Source organism: Corynebacterium sp. Z-1, from assembly GCF_031844665.1.
Classification (GTDB): domain Bacteria; phylum Actinomycetota; class Actinomycetes; order Mycobacteriales; family Mycobacteriaceae; genus Corynebacterium; species Corynebacterium sanguinis.
Genome location: NZ_CP134621.1, coordinates 804850 through 824866 on the forward strand (window position 1 = coordinate 804850; position 20017 = coordinate 824866).

11 protein-coding genes are annotated in these 20017 nt (G+C 63.0%); 10 read left to right on the forward strand and 1 reads right to left on the reverse strand.

Features of this window, described 5'->3' with window-relative positions:
- Positions 1 to 10: 10 nt before the first annotated feature.
- From RIU96_RS03990 to rplL, 3 genes are all read left to right on the forward strand, one after another.
- Positions 11 to 3424, forward strand: a complete 3414-nt coding sequence (locus tag RIU96_RS03990; RefSeq protein ID WP_311205129.1) for a choice-of-anchor M domain-containing protein — start codon at positions 11 to 13, stop codon at positions 3422 to 3424.
- A gap of 236 nt (positions 3425 to 3660) precedes the next feature.
- Positions 3661 to 4182, forward strand: coding sequence for a 50S ribosomal protein L10 (gene rplJ, locus RIU96_RS03995; protein WP_136653368.1), 522 nt, complete (start codon positions 3661 to 3663; stop codon positions 4180 to 4182).
- Between the two features lie 66 nt (positions 4183 to 4248).
- On the forward strand, positions 4249 to 4638 hold the full coding sequence (gene rplL, locus RIU96_RS04000) for a 50S ribosomal protein L7/L12 (RefSeq protein WP_136653366.1): 390 nt from the start codon (positions 4249 to 4251) through the stop codon (positions 4636 to 4638).
- A 113-nt stretch (positions 4639 to 4751) separates the two neighbouring features.
- On the opposite strand, the gene RIU96_RS04005 is transcribed toward rplL, so the two are convergent.
- The gene (locus RIU96_RS04005; protein WP_136653364.1) at positions 4752 to 5543 is read right to left on the reverse strand and encodes an SDR family oxidoreductase; all 792 of its coding nucleotides are present in this window, start codon (positions 5541 to 5543) and stop codon (positions 4752 to 4754) included.
- A gap of 94 nt (positions 5544 to 5637) precedes the next feature.
- Here RIU96_RS04005 and RIU96_RS04010 point away from each other — a divergent pair, with 94 nt between their 5' ends.
- The 7 genes from RIU96_RS04010 (at position 5638) to fusA (ending at position 19972) form a co-directional block, all read left to right on the forward strand.
- Entirely contained in the window at positions 5638 to 7137 is a 1500-nt protein-coding gene (locus RIU96_RS04010) for a succinic semialdehyde dehydrogenase (RefSeq protein ID WP_136653362.1), read from the forward strand.
- Positions 7138 to 7191: 54 nt separating this feature from the next.
- The gene (locus RIU96_RS04015) at positions 7192 to 8151 is read left to right on the forward strand and encodes a cell envelope lipid trafficking protein PgfA (RefSeq protein WP_136653360.1); all 960 of its coding nucleotides are present in this window, start codon (positions 7192 to 7194) and stop codon (positions 8149 to 8151) included.
- Between the two features lie 301 nt (positions 8152 to 8452).
- Positions 8453 to 11950 carry a DNA-directed RNA polymerase subunit beta gene (locus RIU96_RS04020; RefSeq protein WP_136653358.1) on the forward strand — a complete coding sequence of 1166 codons (3498 nt, stop codon included), beginning with the start codon at positions 8453 to 8455 and terminating at the stop codon, positions 11948 to 11950.
- A 73-nt stretch (positions 11951 to 12023) separates the two neighbouring features.
- Positions 12024 to 16022, forward strand: a complete 3999-nt coding sequence (locus RIU96_RS04025; protein WP_144689033.1) for a DNA-directed RNA polymerase subunit beta' — start codon at positions 12024 to 12026, stop codon at positions 16020 to 16022.
- 728 nt (positions 16023 to 16750) lie between these two features.
- Entirely contained in the window at positions 16751 to 17122 is a 372-nt protein-coding gene (gene rpsL, locus RIU96_RS04030) for a 30S ribosomal protein S12 (protein ID WP_018017465.1), read from the forward strand.
- Between the two features lie 6 nt (positions 17123 to 17128).
- A complete protein-coding gene (rpsG, locus tag RIU96_RS04035; protein WP_144317433.1) occupies positions 17129 to 17596 on the forward strand; it encodes a 30S ribosomal protein S7 in 468 nt (155 codons plus the stop codon).
- A gap of 255 nt (positions 17597 to 17851) precedes the next feature.
- The gene (fusA, locus tag RIU96_RS04040) at positions 17852 to 19972 is read left to right on the forward strand and encodes an elongation factor G (protein WP_311205130.1); all 2121 of its coding nucleotides are present in this window, start codon (positions 17852 to 17854) and stop codon (positions 19970 to 19972) included.
- The last annotated feature ends 45 nt before the right edge of the window (positions 19973 to 20017 follow it).

Here is a 20017-nt window from a genome sequence, read left to right on the forward strand (position 1 = left end):
GATGATTTTAGTGAGAAAGCCATATCTCGCAGTACCCCTCGCCGCGGCCCTCGCGGCGGGGCAGGCGCCCGTCGTCGCTCTGGCGGCCGACTCGTCGGCGCCGATCGCCGCAGACCACAAGGCCGGCACCCCCGGTTTTGGCGTGAACCTGCCTGGTGATGTGAAGATGAAGACCGCCGACGGCAAGACCGTGACCCACCCTTGCGCGGGGCGCAAGCTGGCTTACCAGTCGCGTGAGGTTCCCCTCTACGCCGCGAACGACACAGCGGGAAAGCTTGCCGTGATGGCACTCGACGGCACCGAGGTGACGAACCAGGATGATCTTTGTTTCCGCCTCGCGCCGGACGCTGATGATAAAGGACAGGACCTTACACGGATGGTCATTCCTGAGGATTTGTCCTTCCTGGGCACGCCCGGTGACACCGTGTGGGTGGCACCTGCCACCGCCGATAAGACGATCCCGCCACGGCCCATGTCTACTGGGATTGGTGCTTTTGACTCGAAGCGGATGACAGGCGACGATGCGGTGCCCACCAACTTCCGAGACAACCAGGTGAGATTTGAGATGACCGACTTCCAGGGCCCGGAAGGCGGTGATGTGCACATCTACTTCAAAAACAAGGTCTCCCCGGTCGTACGGGTCCTCTCGACCACTGATGAGAAGCCTCTGAGCTTCGCCTACAACGTGGGTAAGACGAACCAGTTCAGCTGGGCCTTTACCAAGCCAGGCATCTACGCCATCCAGTGGCAAGCTCGGGCGACGCTTGACGACGGCTCAGAGACCGCATCCGACAAGGTCACGCAATACTGGCTCGTCGGCGACGACCCGAGCGTCGGCCTACCGAAGGGAACCACCAAGAACCTCAACGAGGTGAAGGCCGCGCCGCAGTCTCCGACTACCCCGGCAGAGACGACGGGAAAGCCCACGACGACGGCGACGCAGGTGTCGACTAGCGCGAAGCCCAGCGAGACCGCCGTTCCGGCTGAACCCAGCGAGCCCGAGGGCGAGACGAAGCTCACCGCATCCGGGCATAAGCACGGCAACACAGGCTTAGGCGTCAACCTACCTGCGGACCAGAAGGCCGAGGGCGGGTCTCAACCGCACGTGTGCGCGGGCCGCAAGTTGGTCTACCAGTCCCACAACGACGCGCTCTATGGCACCCGAATGAACGGCGACAAGCTCACCGTCATGGCGGTGGATGGTCAGCAGGTTGTGCCAATGGATTCCCTTTGCTTCCGCCTCCCCCGCGATGCGGATAGCACAGGCCGGGAAATCTCACGGACAGTTATCACTGAGGACACTGCCTTTTTGGGCAAGCCAGGCCAGGCAGTATGGCTTGCGCCTCAGGCCACAAGCTCTATGGATAAGTGGCGTCCATTGTGGTCGGGCCTCGGTGCGTTTGACAGGGCACACGAGCCAAATGAGGAGGCCATCCCGTCGAATTTCAAGGATAACTTGATGTTTTTCGACCTTGTTGATTACAAGGGGCCAGGCGAGATGCAGATCTTTTTTCACCGGGCATGGAAGAACTCGAATGACCGTTACTTTAGTAGCGCGGATGAGAATTTGCACAGCGTTCCGTACAAGGTGGGCGCCCATGGCCACTTCAACTGGACGTTTACCGAACCGGGAATCTACGAGATCACATGGCAAGGGCGCGCAGAACACAAAGACGGCACGACGGAGAAGACCGAGCCGGTCACCCAGTACTGGCTCGTGGGTGAGGACTCGGATGTAGGCTTACCTAAAGGAACGACCATTAACCTCAACGAGGTAAAGACCTACGTTGATGGCAAGGCGCCTGAGACGACGGCGCCGGAATCTGAGGCACCCGTGCCGGCGCCGGACGGCGGGAACGCCCAGCTCTGCTACGCGGCACAGGCGCTATCGACGAAGCCCGATGCATTTATCACCTCGGGGCACATGGATCTCACGCTCGCTGAGGATGACGGCGAGGTCCAGGCACGGCTTCACGACGACAGTGATGTGCACCACCCCGCTGTCCGTGAGAGCGGAACATTCCTCTTCGAGGTCCCTGATTCGGCTAAGCAGGAAATACCTAAGAACCTCAAGGACTCGTTCCTCGGTGATTTCAAGCAGGTGTGGATGCTACCGCAGGCGCAGGTCTCTGACCTTCCCTGGCTTGGTTTCTCCACCACGGCTCTGAAATCCGACACGCTTGCGGAAGGAACTAGCATAAAGGTCTCGCTGAGTGACGTCACCGGACCGGGCAGGATTGTCACCTGGCACGAGAACGTGGGACGGTTGGACAAAGAACTTGACTCCGCTGATCCGGCATCGCACCTGACCTACGGTTTTAATCATCACGATCACCAGGCGTTCGGGTTTAGCGAACCGGGCCTCTACGCGGCGACCTTCCTCTACACTGGCACCGCGCGTGATGGAGGAGAGTTTAAAAAGGAACTGCGGGCCACGTTTGCCGTCGGTGACGAGGTAATTGGGCAGGCGCGTAAGTACAAGAATGAGGGCTATAGTTCACTACCGGCCGCGGGTGAGGACTGCGCCTCCGCGCCGGGCGATGAGACGGGCGACGGCCCCGACGATGAGTCTGCAACGCCGGGCGCTGGCGTATGGGACAAACTGGCCAAGGCGATTGAAAATCTCGCCGGAGCCGTCCTCGCACTCGGAGGCATCCTCGGTGGCGGTAAGGAACCAACACAGCCGCAGCCGCCTGTCAGTCCGAGCGCGCCCATCGACACGGTCACCACAACGTCTGACGAGGGTTCTGTGCAGCAGGCGATCATCGATGGCCTGCGCGAGCTCGAGAACTCGTTTATTGCCTTGGACAATGACGCAGGCCCGCTGTTCCAGCAGCTTGTCGCGCGCGACGGAGCGGAGGCGGATCAAGGGGAAGACAGTCCTGAGGGTGCAGTGGTCATGGTCGAGGATCAGAGCGGTGCCGCGCAGCCAGCTGAGCAGCCGGCCGCGCCGTCCGGTGGGCAGGCCCCGGCACAGCAACCCGCTACGCAGCAGCCCGCCCAGACCGTCTCCGGCGGCAGCAGCGGGTCTGCTCCGGCGATCTCCCAGCCCGCAGCTGTGGCCACCGGCGGAACCGAGACGAGCGTCGGCGGCGGTGAATCAGTCGAGGGTGGCGAGGTTGTCGAGGGCGGCGAGGTTGCCGACGACCCCGGCACGGTCGACCAGGCTGCTCCGGAAGACTCCCTTGCCCTCGGCGGGGGCGGCGGTATCGTCTCCTCCATCGACGGCAACTCGCCCGAGAAGTCGAAGGCCTACGACGCGGCGTCCGCAGTGACCGCCGGCGGGTTCTGGGCAGGGCTCGCCTTCGGCCTTGGGGCGATGGCGCTCATCGGCGGTATCGTGCTGTTCGTCGCAGCCTGGCGTGCGCTCAAGCAGGTGCGCAGCGGCGAGGACGATTTGGCTCCGCAGCAGGCAATCGGATAACATCAGGCCCGAAGTTTGAACGGGGAGTCACCTCCCCGCCCTCAAGTTTCACCGAAGACCGTCGGTCGCTCCGCAGCTGCGGAGTCGAAGGTTTCCCCTCCAGGGAACGGCCCACGCAGGAGAGACGAGGCCTGATTCATGGTGCCCCGTGCTTCTGCACGGGGCACTTGTCGTTCTCAAGCGATCGTGCCCCGGGCGGATTGTAGGACGTTAATTATTGGAAGGAGGCGTGTGTCATGGCAAACCCGAAAAACACTGCCGAGCTGGCTGTCCTGAAGGGCAAGTTCCAGGAGGCGAGCTCCATTGTTCTCACCGAGTACCGTGGTCTGACCGTTGGTCAGCTGCAGGAACTGCGCGGTGAGCTCGGTTTCGATGTCGAGTACCACGTCGCCAAGAACACCCTCGTCAGGATCGCTGCACGCGAGAATGGCATGGAGGGTCTCGATGATCTCCTGACCGGCCCGACCGCCGTCGCCTTCATCAAGGGCGAGGCAGTTGACGCTGCGAAGGTGATGAAGAAGTTCAACAAGGCTCACGACGCGTTCGTGATCAAGGGCGGCTACATGGACGGCAACGTCCTGTCCGCTGCCCAGGTTGACGCCATCGCTGAGATGGATAACCGCGAGACCACCCTTGCCAAGATCGCAGGCGCTTTCCAGGGCTCCTTGGCCAAGGCTGCCGGCCTGTTCCAGGCTCCGGCATCCAAGACTGCCCGCCTCGTCGCTGCGCTGCAGGACAAGCAGGGCGAAGCCGCGTAAGCGGCGCCACGCACCACCACATACATGCGGCCGCGTAGGCGGCCACCCGAAAGAAAGGAAGCCACAATGGCTAAGCTGTCTAAGGACGAGCTCATTGAGCAGTTCAAGGAAATGACCCTCATCGAGCTTTCCGAGTTCCTGAAGGAATTCGAGGAGGTCTTCGACGTGACCGCTGCTGCTCCGGTTGCAGTTGCTGCTGCAGGCGCACCGGCTGGCGGCGAGGCTGCCGCTGAGGAAGAAAAGGACGAGTTCGACGTCATTCTCGAGAACGCTGGTGACAAGAAGATCGGCGTGATTAAGGCTGTCCGCGAGATCGTTTCCGGCCTGGGTCTGAAGGACGCTAAGGAAATGGTCGAGGGTGCTCCGAAGGCGATCCTCGAGGGCGCAAACAAGGATGACGCTGAGGCTGCTAAGGCCAAGCTCGAGGAGGCAGGCGCAACGGTTACCCTCAAGTAATCACCGCCTCACCCAAGCGAAAAACTCCCCACTTCCAGCAATCATCGCTGGGGTGGGGAGCTTTTTTGCGTGCCGACGCCCCTTCCACGAGGCGCGCCGGCTTAAGAACGCAATTAGCCAACCAGGAGCTTGGTCGAGAAGCGCTTCATCAGGTCAGGGGAGAAGTCGGCCAGGGTCTTGAGCACCTTGTCCGGGACGCTGACGCCGTGGTGGACGCGCAGCTTGTCGTAAAAGCTGGGCTCCGCGAACAGCTTGGCTGCCACATCTGCAACGTCGCCCGGCTCAAGGCGCACGCCGAGGGTGCGGGTGGAGCGCGCGTTGACCTCGGCCACCTTCGTCTTCGCCCAGAGCGGGGCGAGGGAGTGAACACGGATCTTGTTCTTTGCCCATTCCAGGCTCAGTGCCTCGGTGAGGCCCTTGACGTAGAACTTCGAGGCGGAGTAGGTGCTGATCTCGGGCTGGCCGTAGATCGCTGATGCGGAGCCCATCGAGACGATGACGGAATCCTTGGTGCGGTCCAGGTACGGGTGGGCGGCCTTCGCGCCGTAGGTGACGCCAACGCAGTTGATGTCGAGGATCCACTGGATACGCTCCGGGTCCTGGTCCTCCAGGCGGCCGTCGATGATGACGCCGGCGTTGTTGAAGAAACCGTCCAGGCGGCCGCCGGTGTGCGAGGTGAAGTCCTTCATTGCGTTCTCCCAGTCTTCCCAGGAGCGAACGTCGAGGTGGCCGGTGATCAGCTGGCCCTCTTCGATGTCCTCGTTCTGGTGCCACTCAACCGGCACGATGTCGTAGCAACCGACAGTCCAGCCGTGGTCGAGCATGCGCTTGGCGGTCTCCATGCCGATGCCGGAGGCACCGCCGCTGATAAAGATACATTTATTGCGTTCTTGTGATGTTGGCATGGGATAATCATAGATGTAAAGGTGGTCACATGTGTAGGATTGCAGGGAGAATGCTGTTAAGGCTTAGCAGTATTAATCCGCACAAGGGGACATTATGACTCACGCAATCGCGCCCGAGCGCGCCACTCAAGACATCATCAATCCGGCCACCGGTGAGGTTGTCGCCACAGTAACGGCCCACACCAAGGAAGACACCCGCGAGGCATTCGCCGTCGCTCGCCGCGCGCAGAAGCGCTGGGCGAAAACCAGCTTCCGCCAGCGCCGCAAGATCTTCCTGAAGTTCCACAACCTTGTCATCGACAACCGCGACAAGATTATGGACACGATCCAGGCCGAGAACGGCAAGAACCGCCTCAGCGCGCTCGAGGAGGTCCTCGACGTTGCGATGACGGCTCGCCACTACGCGTACCGCGCAGAGAAGCTGCTCAAGCCCAAGGGACGCCGTCCGGCCGTGCCCGTGCTGACGTCGACACGCGAAGAGTACGCCCCGAAGGGCGTCGTGGGGGCCATCGCGCCGTTTAACTACCCGCTGACCCTGGCTGTCTCGGATGCGATCCCGGCCATCCTGGCGGGCAACACGGTCGTGCTCAAGCCCGATTCCCAGACGCCGCTGTCTGCGCTGCTGGCCGCGGAGCTGCTCTCCGAGGCTGGGCTTCCCGACGGCATTTTCAACGTCATCACCGGCCGCGGCTCCGAGGTGGGCCAGGCGATTACCGAGGAGTGCGACTACCTGATGTTCACCGGCTCCACGGAAACCGGTCGCTCGCTGGCCGAGCAGGTGGCGCCGCGTCTAATCGATTACTCGATGGAGCTCGGCGGCAAGAACCCGCTGATCGTGGCTGACGACGCCGACATCGAGCGCGCCGTCAACGGAATCTGGCCCGCCTGCTTCGGCAACTCCGGCCAGCTCTGCATCTCGATCGAGCGCATCTACGTCCACCGCAAGGTCGCCGACAAGTTCATCCCGGCGTTCGTCAACCGCGTCAAGCAGCTCAAGGTCGGCGGCGGTACCGACTGGAACATCGACATGGGCTCGCTGATCTCCGCCGAGCACGCCGACCTGGTCGAGCGCTTCGTTGACGACGCCGTGAGCAAGGGCGCCACCGTCCTGACAGGCGGCAAGCGCTTGCGCGAGCTTGGCGACGCCTTCTACGCCCCGACCGTCCTCGCGGACGTGCCGGAAAGTGCCGACCTGCACCGCGACGAGGTGTTCGGCCCCGTGGTCTACATCGAGGTCGTCGACTCCAACGACGAGGCCGTGCGCCGCGCGAACGACACCGAATACGGGCTGAACTCCTCGGTGTGGGCTTCCCCCTCCACCGGCAAGAAGCTCGCCTCGCGCCTGGAGTCGGGAACCGTCAACATCAACGAGGGCTACGCGCCGGCGTGGTCTGCGATGGACGCCCCGATGGGCGGCTGGAAGGCTTCTGGCGTGGGGCGTCGTCACGGCGACCACGGTATTACCAAGTACACCGAGTCGCGCAACGTCACCCAGACGCGGTTCATGAACGTGGTCAACAACGGCATCGACAGCCAGACCTGGGCGACGACCCTGGCGACGACGCTGAAGCTCGGCCGCGACATCCTGCGCTAGGGTTCCGCGCCCGGCGCCGTATGCGTAGGCGCTTCTGCGTTACAATCGGCCACCATGCTTTCCACTTCACGAATTCTGGCCGCCCTGCTCACCGGTCTCGGCATCGCCCTGATCGTGGGAGGACTGCTCGCCCCGCGTTTTCTGATCGGGGACGGGCGGCTGCCGCTGGATTTGGAGCACACGACGTGGACCATGGCGGACCCCGCCGGCGAATACGAGGGTGAGACGCAACCGATCACTCGCCAGGTCCACATGGAGGTCCAGAACCCGTCGAATAGCGAGGTAGCGAGCATCCGCGTCGGCGAAACCCTGCTCGCTGGCGCATCCGGGAACGATTTCGACAACCTGGTCAGCGCTGGGACGTGGACGTTCAGCATGGATCGCCGCACGGGCCTGCCCACCGGCCCGCTGAAGCTGTCTAACGTGATGATCCTGCCCGAGACAGAGGTTGCAGAGACGGGCAACTGGCTGAAGCTGCCTGCGAATGCCGAGAAGACCACCTACGAGGTGTTCGACTCCACCCTGCGCGGCACCGCCCCCGCCACCTTCACCGGCGAGGACGAGATTGAGGGCCGCACGGTGTACCGCTACGCCCAGGACATCCCGCCGACCAACCTCGCGTTGCGCTACGCAGATATGCGCAACACGAAGACGCAGGTGGATCCCGAGGGTAACCAGACCCGCTCGTTCCTTTACTACACGGCGCAGCGAGAGCTAACCGTGGACCAGGTCTCCGGCCTTGTCGTCGGGGTGAACGAGAAGGTGGACACCTACTACGGGGACGCGCAGGGCGGCCGCGTCGAGGACGTCTTGCGTTACGACGGCCGCATGCCCGAAGAGCAAACGGCAGCCATGGCCGGCCAGCTGGATGGGGTGTTTTCGCAGGCCCAGTCGCAAGCGATTACCACCGCGGTGATCGTGGCCGGGGCGATCATGACTCTGATCGGCCTCGTCGGAGCGCTGCGGCCGGGCTACACCAAGGGACGCCGGAGGGCGCGCGCGTCCGGAAAATGACCACCCGGCCTGCGTCAGTGGTAGAGTTCCCTCCCGACGGCCACATTGTGGGATGCGAGCGGGCCGACCTCCTGGTCGCCTTTACAAGACGGCAAAGTTCGTATAATGTTAATCGTTGCGCTGGAAGCCGTCTCCGTGCGCGCTGATAAGCCTTGTCTTTCGTTCTATGAAAAAGGGACTTGACAAGGCGGCTTTGTGCATTTCGGGGGCGGGGATTCCACAGCTGACCGATTACTAACTTATCCAGCGGAAAACCCCGTGATCTGCTGCTGTCAAGCAGATCTCGCAGGAGCCGCGTGAGGTGCTGGAAGGACCCAACTTGGCAGTCTCCCACCAGACCATGTCTATGGCCAATATCCCCGGAGCTCCGGAGCGTTACTCGTTTGCGAAGATTTCCGAGCCCGTGAGCGTGCCCGGATTGCTCGACGTGCAGAGTGAATCTTTCGCTTGGCTCGTAGGGACCCAGGAGTGGCGCGAGCGTCAGCGCGCCGAGCGCGGCGACGACGCTCATATTACTAGCGGCCTCGAGGACATCCTCGAGGAGATCTCCCCTATCCAGGACTACTCGGGCAACATGAGCCTGTCTCTGTCCGAGCCGCGCTTTGAGGAGATCAAGTACTCGATCGACGAGTGCAAAGAGAAGGACATCAACTACTCCGCACCGCTGTACGTCACCGCGGAGTTCATCAACAACGACACCCAGGAGATTAAGTCTCAGACGGTGTTCATCGGCGACTTCCCGCTGATGACCGACAAGGGCACGTTTATTGTCAACGGCACCGAGCGCGTCGTTGTCTCCCAGCTCGTGCGCTCCCCGGGCGTCTACTTTGATGAGACGATCGACAAGTCCACCGAGCGCCCGCTGCACGCCGTGAAGGTCATCCCATCGCGTGGCGCGTGGCTGGAGTTCGACGTCGACAAGCGTGACACCGTCGGCGTGCGCATCGACCGTAAGCGCCGCCAGCCGGTGACCGTGCTACTCAAGGCGCTGGGCTGGACCACCCAGCAGATCACCGAGCGTTTCGGCTTCTCGGAAATCATGATGTCCACCCTCGAGTCCGACGGCGTGGCCAACACCGACGAGGCACTGCTTGAGATCTACCGCAAGCAGCGCCCGGGCGAGCAGCCCACCCGCGACCTCGCCCAGTCCCTGCTGGAGAACTCCTTCTTCAAGGCGAAGCGCTATGACCTGGCTCGTGTCGGCCGCTACAAGGTCAACCGCAAGCTCGGTCTCGGCGGCGACCACGACGGTTTGATGACCCTGACCGAGGAAGACATCGCCACCACGCTCGAGTACCTCGTGCGCCTGCACGCGGGCGAGACGGAGATGAAGTCCCCGACCGGCGAGATCATCCCGATCAACACCGACGACATCGACCACTTCGGCAACCGTCGCCTGCGCACCGTCGGCGAGCTCATCCAGAACCAGGTCCGCGTTGGCCTGTCCCGTATGGAGCGCGTCGTGCGCGAGCGTATGACCACCCAGGACGCGGAGTCGATCACCCCGACGTCGCTGATCAACGTCCGCCCGGTCTCCGCCGCCATCCGTGAGTTCTTCGGCACGTCTCAGCTGTCGCAGTTCATGGACCAGAACAACTCGCTGTCCGGCCTGACGCACAAGCGCCGCCTGTCGGCGCTCGGCCCGGGTGGCCTCTCGCGCGAGCGTGCCGGCATCGAGGTCCGCGACGTGCACCCGTCGCACTATGGCCGCATGTGCCCGATTGAGACCCCGGAAGGCCCGAACATTGGTCTGATCGGCGCTTTGGCCTCCTACGCGCGCGTCAACGCGTTCGGGTTCATCGAAACGCCCTACCAGAAGGTCGAAAACGGCAAGCTGACAGACCAGATCGACTACCTCACCGCCGACGAGGAGGACCGCTACGCCATCGCGCAGGCGGCCACCCCGATGGACGCGGAGGGCAACCTCACTGGCGAGCGCATCGAGGTCCGCCTCAAGGACGGAGACATCGGTGTCGTTGGCGCCAACGGCGTCGACTACGTTGACATCTCCCCACGCCAGATGGTGTCCGTGGCAACGGCAATGATTCCGTTCCTTGAGCACGACGACGCGAACCGCGCGCTGATGGGCGCCAACATGCAGAAGCAGGCTGTGCCGCTGCTGCGCTCCGAGGCCGCCTACGTGGCAACCGGCATGGAGCAGCGCGCCGCTTACGACGCGGGCGACACCGTGATCAGCCGCAAGGCTGGCGTGATTGAGGACGTCACCGGCGACTTCATCACCGTCATGGACGACGAGGGCATCCGCGACACCTACCTGCTGCGCACCTTTGAGCGCACCAACCAGGGCACCTGCTACAACCAGAGCCCGATCGTCTCCGCTGGCGATCGCGTTGAGGCTGGCCAGGTCATCGCTGACGGCCCCGGCACGAAGAACGGCGAGATGGCGCTTGGCCGCAACCTGCTGGTCGCCTTCATGCCGTGGGAGGGTCACAACTACGAGGACGCCATCATTCTCAACCAGCGCGTTGTGGAAGATGACATCCTGACCTCGGTGCACATCGAGGAGCACGAGATCGATGCTCGCGACACCAAGCTCGGAGCCGAGGAAATCACTCGTGAGATCCCGAACGTCTCCGAGGACGTGCTCAAGGACCTCGACGAGCGCGGCATCATCCGCATCGGCGCGGACGTGCGCGACGGCGACATCCTGGTGGGCAAGGTCACCCCGAAGGGTGAGACCGAGCTGACCCCGGAGGAGCGCCTGCTGCGCGCCATCTTCGGTGAGAAGGCCCGCGAGGTTCGCGACACCTCCCTGAAGGTGCCGCACGGTGAGACCGGCAAGGTCATCGCTGTGCGCCGCTTCTCGCGCGAGGACGACGACGATCTTTCCCCGGGCGTCAACGAGATGATCCGCGTCTACGTCGCCCAGAAGCGCAAGATCCAGGACGGCGACAAGATGGCTGGCCGACACGGCAACAAGGGTGTCGTCGGCAAGATCCTGCCGCAGGAAGACATGCCGTTCATGGCCGATGGCACCCCGGTGGACATCATCTTGAACACCCACGGTGTGCCGCGTCGTATGAACATCGGCCAGGTCCTTGAGGTTCACCTCGGCTGGCTGGCTCACGCCGGCTGGACCGTTAACCCGGACGACCCGGCCAACGCCAAACTGCTTGAGACGTTGCCGGAGCACCTCTACGACGTGCCGCCGGAGTCCCTGACGGCCACCCCGGTGTTCGACGGTGCAAGCAACGAGGAGATCGCGGGCCTGCTCGCGAACTCCAAGCCCAATCGCGACGGCGACGTCATGGTCGACGGCGACGGAAAGACCGTGCTTTTCGACGGCCGCTCCGGCGAACCGTTCAAGTACCCCGTCTCCGTGGGCTACATGTACATGCTCAAGCTGCACCACCTGGTGGATGAGAAGATCCACGCCCGTTCCACGGGCCCGTACTCCATGATTACGCAGCAGCCGCTGGGCGGTAAGGCCCAGTTCGGTGGACAGCGTTTCGGCGAGATGGAGGTGTGGGCCATGCAGGCATACGGCGCGGCTTACACGCTGCAGGAGCTTCTGACCATCAAGTCGGACGACGTCGTGGGCCGCGTGAAGGTCTACGAGGCCATTGTCAAGGGCGACAACATCCCGGATCCGGGCATCCCCGAATCCTTCAAGGTGCTGCTCAAGGAGCTGCAGTCATTGTGCCTGAACGTTGAGGTCCTCACCGCCGACGGCACTCCGATGGAGCTCTCCGGCGACGACGACGATTTCGACCAGGCCGGTTCATCGCTGGGCATTAACCTCTCGCGCGACGAGGGTGCAGCGGCTGACACGGCGTAGGCGCCAACCAACGCAACGCAAGAAACTATCCACACCGATCCTCCCCATGAGGGGGAGGTGAAAGGGAATTTACGTGTTTGACGTAAACCTCTTCGACGAGCTTCGCATTGGCCTGGCCACCGCCGACGATATCCGCCGTTGGTCCCACGGCGAGGTCAAGAAGCCGGAAACCATTAACTACCGCACCCTCAAGCCGGAGAAGGACGGGCTCTTCTGCGAGCGCATCTTCGGCCCCACCCGCGACTGGGAGTGCGCCTGCGGCAAGTACAAGCGCGTGCGCTACAAGGGCATCATCTGTGAGCGCTGTGGCGTCGAGGTGACCAAGTCCAAGGTGCGCCGCGAGCGCATGGGCCACATCGAGCTCGCCGCTCCCGTGACCCACATCTGGTACTTCAAGGGCGTGCCCTCGCGCTTGGGCTACCTGCTCGATCTCGCGCCGAAGGACCTTGAGCGGATCATCTACTTCGCCGCCAACATCATCACCTCTGTCGACGACGAGGCACGTCACAACGACATGTCCACGCTCGAGGCCGAGATGATCCTGGAGAAGAAGGAAGTCGAGGCGGACGCGAACTCAGAGATCGCGGAGCGCGCTCAGAAGCTCGAGGAAGACCTCGCGGAGCTGGAGGCGGCCGGCGCGAACGCGTCGTCACGCAAGAAGGTCCAGCAGGCGGCCGACAAGGAGATGACCCACATCCGCCAGGCGGCGGAGCGCGAGGTCGAGCGCCTCGACGAGGTGTGGCAGACCTTTGTCAAGCTCGCGCCGAAGCAGATGGTTATCGACGAGAACCTCTACGAGGAACTCATGGACCGCTACGAGGACTACTTCACGGGCGGAATGGGCGCCGAGGCGATCCAGACCTTGATCCGCAACTTCGACCTCGAGGCCGAGGCCGAAGAGCTGCGCAGCGTCATCGCCGAGGGCAAGGGCCAGAAGAAGGTCCGTGCGCTCAAGCGCCTCAAGGTTGTTGCCGCGTTCCTGCGCTCCGGCAACGACCCGGCCGGCATGATCCTGGACGCGATCCCGGTCATCCCGCCGGAGCTTCGCCCGATGGTTCAGCTCGATGGCGGCCGCTTTGCGACGTCCGACCTCAACGACCTGTACCGTCGCGTGATCAACCGCAACAACCGCCTCAAGCGCATGATCGACCTCGGCGCGCCCGAGATCATCGTGAACAACGAGAAGCGCATGCTGCAGGAATCCGTCGACGCGCTGTTCGACAACGGCCGCCGCGGCCGCCCCGTCACCGGCCCGGGCAACCGCCCGCTGAAGTCCCTGTCGGACCTGCTCAAGGGCAAGCAGGGCCGCTTCCGCCAGAACCTGCTGGGCAAGCGCGTGGACTACTCCGGCCGCTCGGTGATTATCGTCGGCCCGCAGCTGAAGCTGCACGAGTGTGGTCTGCCGAAGTTGATGGCCCTCGAGCTGTTCAAGCCGTTCGTGATGAAGCGCCTGGTGGACAACGACTACGCGCAGAACATCAAGTCGGCCAAGCGTATGGTGGAGCGCCAGCGCCCCGAGGTGTGGGACGTGCTTGAAGAGGCCATCTCCGAGCACCCCGTGCTGCTCAACCGCGCCCCGACGCTGCACCGCCTGGGCATCCAGGCGTTCGAGCCGAAGCTCGTCGAGGGTAAGGCCATCCAGCTGCACCCGCTGGCGTGTGAGGCGTTCAACGCTGACTTCGACGGCGACCAGATGGCTGTTCACCTACCGCTGTCCGCTGAGGCGCAGGCTGAGGCCCGCGTGCTCATGCTGTCGTCGAACAACATCCTGTCCCCGGCGTCCGGCAAGCCGCTGGCGATGCCGCGCCTGGACATGGTGACCGGTCTGTACTTCCTGACCATGCTCAAGGGCGGGACCGAGATCGGCGGCGAGGGCGCTTACGCCCCGGCCGACGAGAACGGCCCGGAGCGCGGTGTCTACACCTCCTACCGCGAGGCCATCATGGCCTACGACCGCGGCGTGCTGGGCATGCAGGCCCCGATCAAGGTGCGCATCGATCACCTCCGCCCGACGGAGGAGATCGAGGCTGAGTTCTTCCCCGACGGCTGGGAGAAGGGCCAGTCCTGGATGGCTGACACCACGCTGGGACGAATCCTGTTCAACGAGATGCTGCCGTTCAACTTCCCGTACCAGGAAGGCGCGATGGTGCGCAAGGGTGGCGGTTCCGGCAAGGTGCTGCTTGGCGACGTCATCCAGTCCATGGTGGAGAAGTACCCGATGATCACCGTGGCGCAGACGCTGGACAAGATGAAGGATGCCGGTTTCTACTGGGCAACTCGCTCCGGCGTGACCATCTCCATGTCCGACGTTCTGGTTCTGCCGAACAAGGTTGAGGTCCTGGAGCAGTACGAGCGCGAGGCCGAGGAGATCGAGCGCAAGTTCTGGGAGAAGGGTGCCCTGACCGAGGAGAACCGCTACGACCGTCTGGTCGAGCTGTGGCAGGACGCCACTAACAAGGTCGGCCAGGCCGTCGAGGACCTGTACCCGGATGACAACCCGATCCCGATGATCGTGAAGTCCGGTGCGGCCGGCAACATGCGCCAGATCTGGACGCTTGCGGGCATGAAGGGCATGGTCGTGAACTCGCGCGGTGAGTACATCACGCGCCCGATCAAGACCTCCTTCCGCGAGGGTCTGAGCGTGATGGAGTACTTCAACAACTCCCACGGTTCGCGCAAGGGCCTGGCCGATACCGCTCTGCGTACGGCCGACTCCGGTTACTTGACCCGCCGCCTTGTCGACGTCGCTCAGGACGTCATCGTCCGTGAGGACGACTGCGGCACCCACCAGGGTGTCAAGGTGCCAGTCGCGCAGCTCGCTGGAGACAAGTGGGCACGCAACGACCTCGTCGAGACCAGCGTGTCTGGCCGCGTCTCTGCATCCGATGCCAAGGACGCCGACGGCAACGTTGTGCTTGAGGCCGGCTCAGACCTGACTGAAGAAAACATCGATCGCCTCGTAGCGGCTGGTGTGGCCGAGGTCAAGGTGCGCTCCGTGCTGACGTGCCAGACCCCGACGGGTGTGTGCGCGAAGTGCTACGGCAAGTCCATGGCCACTGGCAAGCTCGTCGATATCGGCGAGGCCGTCGGTATCGTCGCGGCACAGTCGATTGGTGAGCCTGGTACGCAGCTGACCATGCGTACCTTCCACCAGGGTGGTGTCGGCGGTGACATCACCGGTGGTCTGCCGCGTGTGCAGGAGCTGTTCGAGGCTCGCGTTCCGAAGAACCGCGCCCCGATCGCTTCCGTGGCCGGAACGGTCACCCTCGAGGACGAGGGCAACTTCTGGACGCTGACCATCCACCCGGATGACGGCTCCGACGTTGTCGTCTACGAGAAGCTGTCGAAGCGCCAGGGCCTGGCCCAGGTGCGTCGCCCGATGGAGTCCAACCCGAATGCGATGATCGAGCGCTCCCTGCGCGAGGGCGATCACGTCGAGGTTGGCGATCGCCTGCTGCGCGGTGCGGCTGACCCGCACGACGTGCTTGAGGTGCTGGGCCGACGCGGCGTCGAAAAGCACCTCATCGACGAGGTGCAGGCCGTGTACCGCACCCAGGGCGTGTCGATCCACGACAAGCACATCGAGATCATCATCCGCCAGATGCTTCGCCGCGGAAACGTCATCGACTCTGGTGACACCGAGTTCCTGCCGGGTACCCTGGTCGACCTCGCCGAGGCGCGCCAGGTCAACGCCGCGACGGTGGCTGACGGTGGCCAGCCGGCGGAGATGCGTTCCGAGATCATGGGTATCACCAAGGCGTCGCTCGCGACCGAGTCGTGGCTGTCAGCGGCCTCCTTCCAGGAGACCACGCGTGTGCTTACCGACGCCGCGATCAACAAGCGCTCCGACAAGCTCATCGGCCTGAAGGAGAACGTGATCATCGGTAAGCTCATCCCGGCTGGTACGGGTATTGCGCGCTACCGCAACATCCAGGTCAAGCCGACCGAGGCTGCGCGCTCCGCCGCGTACGCGATCCCGTCCTTCGGGGACTCGATCTACGGCGACGACGGCTACGGCGAGTTCACAGGCGCGTCCGTGCCGCTCGACGAGTACGGGTTCGACCAGGTGTAGTTGCTCGCTTGGTTCAAAGACCCCAGCGTGGGGCTCGAGGAGTTTGCTCCTGGGTGTCTGCGCTGGGGTCTTTGCATTGAGATCTTCCGGGTGAAGATGTCAGCGTTGTTTTAGTGCGTTTCTGGCGTTGTTTTTGTGCTGAGATCTTCATCTGAAGATGTCAGCGTCTCTAGCTCGTGTTCCAGGCGTAATTTCGTCGCTGAGATCTTCGCCGGGAAGATGTCAGCGTTGTCTGTGCGCGTTTCTGGTCCTGTTTCTACGTTGTGATCTTCGCTTTGAAGATGTCAGCGAGATTCGCACTCGTTTTAGGCGCTGTTTCTACGTTGAGCTCTTCGTTGGGAAGATGCCAGCGTCTCCAGCACGTGCTCCAGGCGTGAATTTCGCGTTGAGATCTTCAATGGGAAGATGTCAACGCAGAATGCACTAAGCTAAAGCGCGATCTTCGCGCTGAGCTCTTCACCCCGAATACCTCACCCCAAACAACACCAGCGAAAACCCCCGCCACGACGCGACTGCGAACAGCGGCCCACCAACACCGCGATTTGGTTGCCCGCCCACCGGTGCGGTAGCGTACCCAACAGGATTCCCCGCGCACGGCGTGGTAGGTGATCTGCGAATCTCGGAAGGGCCCCGGAAAAGAGCCCCCATTTTTGCGTGTTTACCCGCCTTCGCCTGCGCCCATCTCCAAAGCCCAACTCCAAAGTCCATAACCGAAGTAAGGATTGTGAATGCCAACTATCCAGCAGCTGGTCCGCAAAGGCCGCCACGATAAGCGCACCAAGGTCGCTACCGCGGCCCTGAAGGGCTCCCCGCAGCGCCGCGGTGTGTGCACCCGTGTATACACCACCACCCCGAAGAAGCCGAACTCCGCTCTGCGTAAGGTTGCCCGCGTGCGCCTGACCTCGGGCATCGAGGTCTCCGCATACATCCCCGGCGAGGGCCACAACCTGCAGGAGCACTCCATGGTGCTCGTACGCGGCGGCCGTGTGAAGGACCTTCCGGGCGTTCGCTACAAGATCATCCGCGGCGCGCTTGACACCCAGGGTGTTAAGGACCGCAAGCAGGCTCGCTCCCGCTACGGCGCGAAGAAGGGACAGTAATCACCAATGCGTAAGCAGCAAGCACCGAAGCGTCCCGTCGTTAAGGACCCGGTCTACAACTCTGAGATCGTTACCCAGCTCGTGAACAAGATCCTGCTGGACGGCAAGAAGTCGACCGCAGAGCGCATCGTCTACGGCGCGCTCGAGATCTGCCGCGAGAAGACCGGCACCGACCCCGTCGGCACGCTCGAGAAGGCTCTCGGCAACATCCGCCCGGACCTTGAGGTCCGCTCCCGCCGCGTCGGTGGCGCCACCTACCAGGTGCCGGTTGAGGTCAAGCCCGGCCGTTCCAACACCCTCGCCCTGCGCTGGATGGTGACGTTCACCCGTCAGCGCCGCGAGAACACCATGATCGAGCGCCTCGCGAACGAGATTCTGGATGCCTCCAACGGTCTTGGCGCATCCGTCAAGCGTCGCGAGGACACGCACAAGATGGCAGAAGCCAACCGCGCTTTCGCTCACTACCGCTGGTAGTTGCCGCACACGTGAACAGTGCAGTCAGCCAACCGACCCGGGCGCGTGGCCTACGCATGATGCCCCCAAGAACTCCATAGCGGGGAACTTGGCGGTACGCGGCCAGCGCCCGGGTTGCGCGTATTTGCGCCGTTGGGCTGACGAACAGCACTTTTAATGGCAGAATTGACAAAGGTAAATATCCACACAGGCGTTACCGGCAGGCGCGGCCAGGTATCCGGAAACGCCGACAACACTTAAGTTGGAGTAATAAACGTGGCACAAGAAGTGCTTAAGGACCTCAACAAGGTCCGCAACATCGGCATCATGGCTCACATCGATGCTGGTAAGACCACCACCACCGAGCGCATCCTCTTCTACACCGGTATCAACCGCAAGGTCGGAGAGACGCACGACGGTGGCGCGACCACGGACTGGATGGAGCAGGAGAAGGAGCGCGGCATCACCATTACGTCCGCCGCTGTGACCTGTTTCTGGAACAACAACCAGATCAACATCATCGACACCCCGGGTCACGTGGACTTCACCGTCGAGGTGGAGCGCTCCCTGCGCGTGCTCGACGGCGCAGTCGCAGTGTTCGACGGCAAGGAGGGCGTTGAGCCCCAGTCGGAGCAGGTGTGGCGTCAGGCCGCGAAGTACGACGTTCCGCGTATCTGCTTCGTCAACAAGATGGACAAGCTCGGCGCCAACTTCGAGTTCACCGTCCAGACTATTGTTGACCGCCTCGGCGCAAAGCCGCTGGTCATGCAGCTTCCGATCGGGGCCGAAGACGACTTCGACGGTGTTGTCGACCTGCTGGAAATGAGGGCGCTGGTGTGGCCGGGCAAGGTTGAGACCGGCACCCCGCCGCAAATCCAGGAGATCCCGGCTGAGCTCCAGGAAAAGGCTGAAGAGTACCGCGAGAAGCTGCTCGAGGCAGTAGCCGAGTCCGACGAAGACCTCATGGAGAAGTACTTCGGTGGCGAGGAGCTCACGCTCGAGGAGATCAAGGGCGCCATTCGCAAGATGACGGTCAATTCCGAGATCTACCCGGTGTACTGCGGTTCCGCTTACCGCAACAAGGGCGTGGAACCGCTGCTCGACGCCGTCATCGACTTCCTGCCGAACCCGCTTGACGTGGGTGAGGTGCACGGCACTGGCATGGACGGCGAGACCCCGGACACCCGCAAGCCGTCCCTGGACGAGCCTTTCTCCGCGCTGGCGTTCAAGATCGCCGTTCACCCGTTCTTCGGCAAGCTGACTTACGTGCGCGTCTACTCCGGCCAGGCCATCCCGGGCGAGCAGATGCTCAACTCCACGAAGAACTCCAAGGAGCGCGTGGGCAAGCTCTTCCAGATGCACGCCAACAAGGAGAACCCGGTCGAGCACGCCGATGCGGGTAACATCTACGCGTTCATCGGCCTGAAGAACACCACCACCGGTGACACCCTCTGCAACCCGGATCACCCGATCATCCTCGAGTCGATGGACTTCCCGGACCCGGTTATCCAGGTCGCTATCGAGCCGAAGACGAAGGCTGACCAGGAGAAGCTGGGCACCGCGATCCAGAAGCTCGCCGAGGAGGACCCGACCTTCACCGTCAAGCTTGACGAAGAGACCGGCCAGACCGTGATCGGCGGCATGGGTGAGCTCCACCTCGACGTTCTCGTCGACCGCATGAAGCGTGAGTTCAAGGTCGAGGCGAATATCGGCTCCCCGCAGGTGGCCTACCGCGAGACCATCCGCAAGAAGGTCGAGTCGCTCGACTACACCCACAAGAAGCAGACCGGTGGTTCCGGCCAGTTTGCAAAGGTTATCGTCACCGTCGAGCCGTATAACCCGGAGCTGAGCGAGCTGGAGGAGGGTGAGTCCGCAACCTACAAGTTTGAGAACGCCGTTACCGGTGGCCGCGTACCCAAGGAGTACATCCCGTCCGTGGATGCCGGTATCCAGGATGCGATGCAGTACGGCTTCCTCGCCGGCTTCCCGCTGGTGAACATCAAGGCCACGCTGGAAGACGGTGCCTACCACGAGGTCGACTCCTCCGAAATGGCGTTCAAGATGGCGGGTTCCCAGGTGCTCAAGGAGGCAGTGGCGAAGGCGAAGCCGGTGCTGCTCGAGCCGCTGATGGCCGTCGAGGTTGTCACACCGGAGGAGTACATGGGCACGGTCAACGGTGACATCAGCTCCCGCCGAGGCCAGGTATATGCCATGGACGACCGCTCCGGCGCCAAGGTGGTCAAGGCGAAGGTTCCGCTGTCTGAGATGTTCGGCTACATCGGCGACCTGCGCTCCAGCACCGCGGGCCGCGCGAACTTCACCATGGTGTTCGACTCCTACGCCGAGGTTCCCTCGAGCGTTGCGCAGGCAATCATCGACGAGCGTAACGGCAACTAAACACCCCTCGCGCTGGCCCCTGAGCCTGACGCGCCCGCGCCATCG

Coding starts and splice junctions, on each gene's coding strand:
- rplJ (WP_136653368.1), top strand. CDS start 3,661: ATGGCAAACCCGAAAAACACTGCCGAGCTGGCTGTCCTGAAGGGCAAG.
- rplL (WP_136653366.1), top strand. CDS start 4,249: ATGGCTAAGCTGTCTAAGGACGAGCTCATTGAGCAGTTCAAGGAAATG.
- RIU96_RS04005 (WP_136653364.1), bottom strand. CDS start 5,543: ATGCCAACATCACAAGAACGCAATAAATGTATCTTTATCAGCGGCGGT.
- RIU96_RS04010 (WP_136653362.1), top strand. CDS start 5,638: ATGACTCACGCAATCGCGCCCGAGCGCGCCACTCAAGACATCATCAAT.
- RIU96_RS04015 (WP_136653360.1), top strand. CDS start 7,192: ATGCTTTCCACTTCACGAATTCTGGCCGCCCTGCTCACCGGTCTCGGC.
- rpsL (WP_018017465.1), top strand. CDS start 16,751: ATGCCAACTATCCAGCAGCTGGTCCGCAAAGGCCGCCACGATAAGCGC.
- rpsG (WP_144317433.1), top strand. CDS start 17,129: ATGCGTAAGCAGCAAGCACCGAAGCGTCCCGTCGTTAAGGACCCGGTC.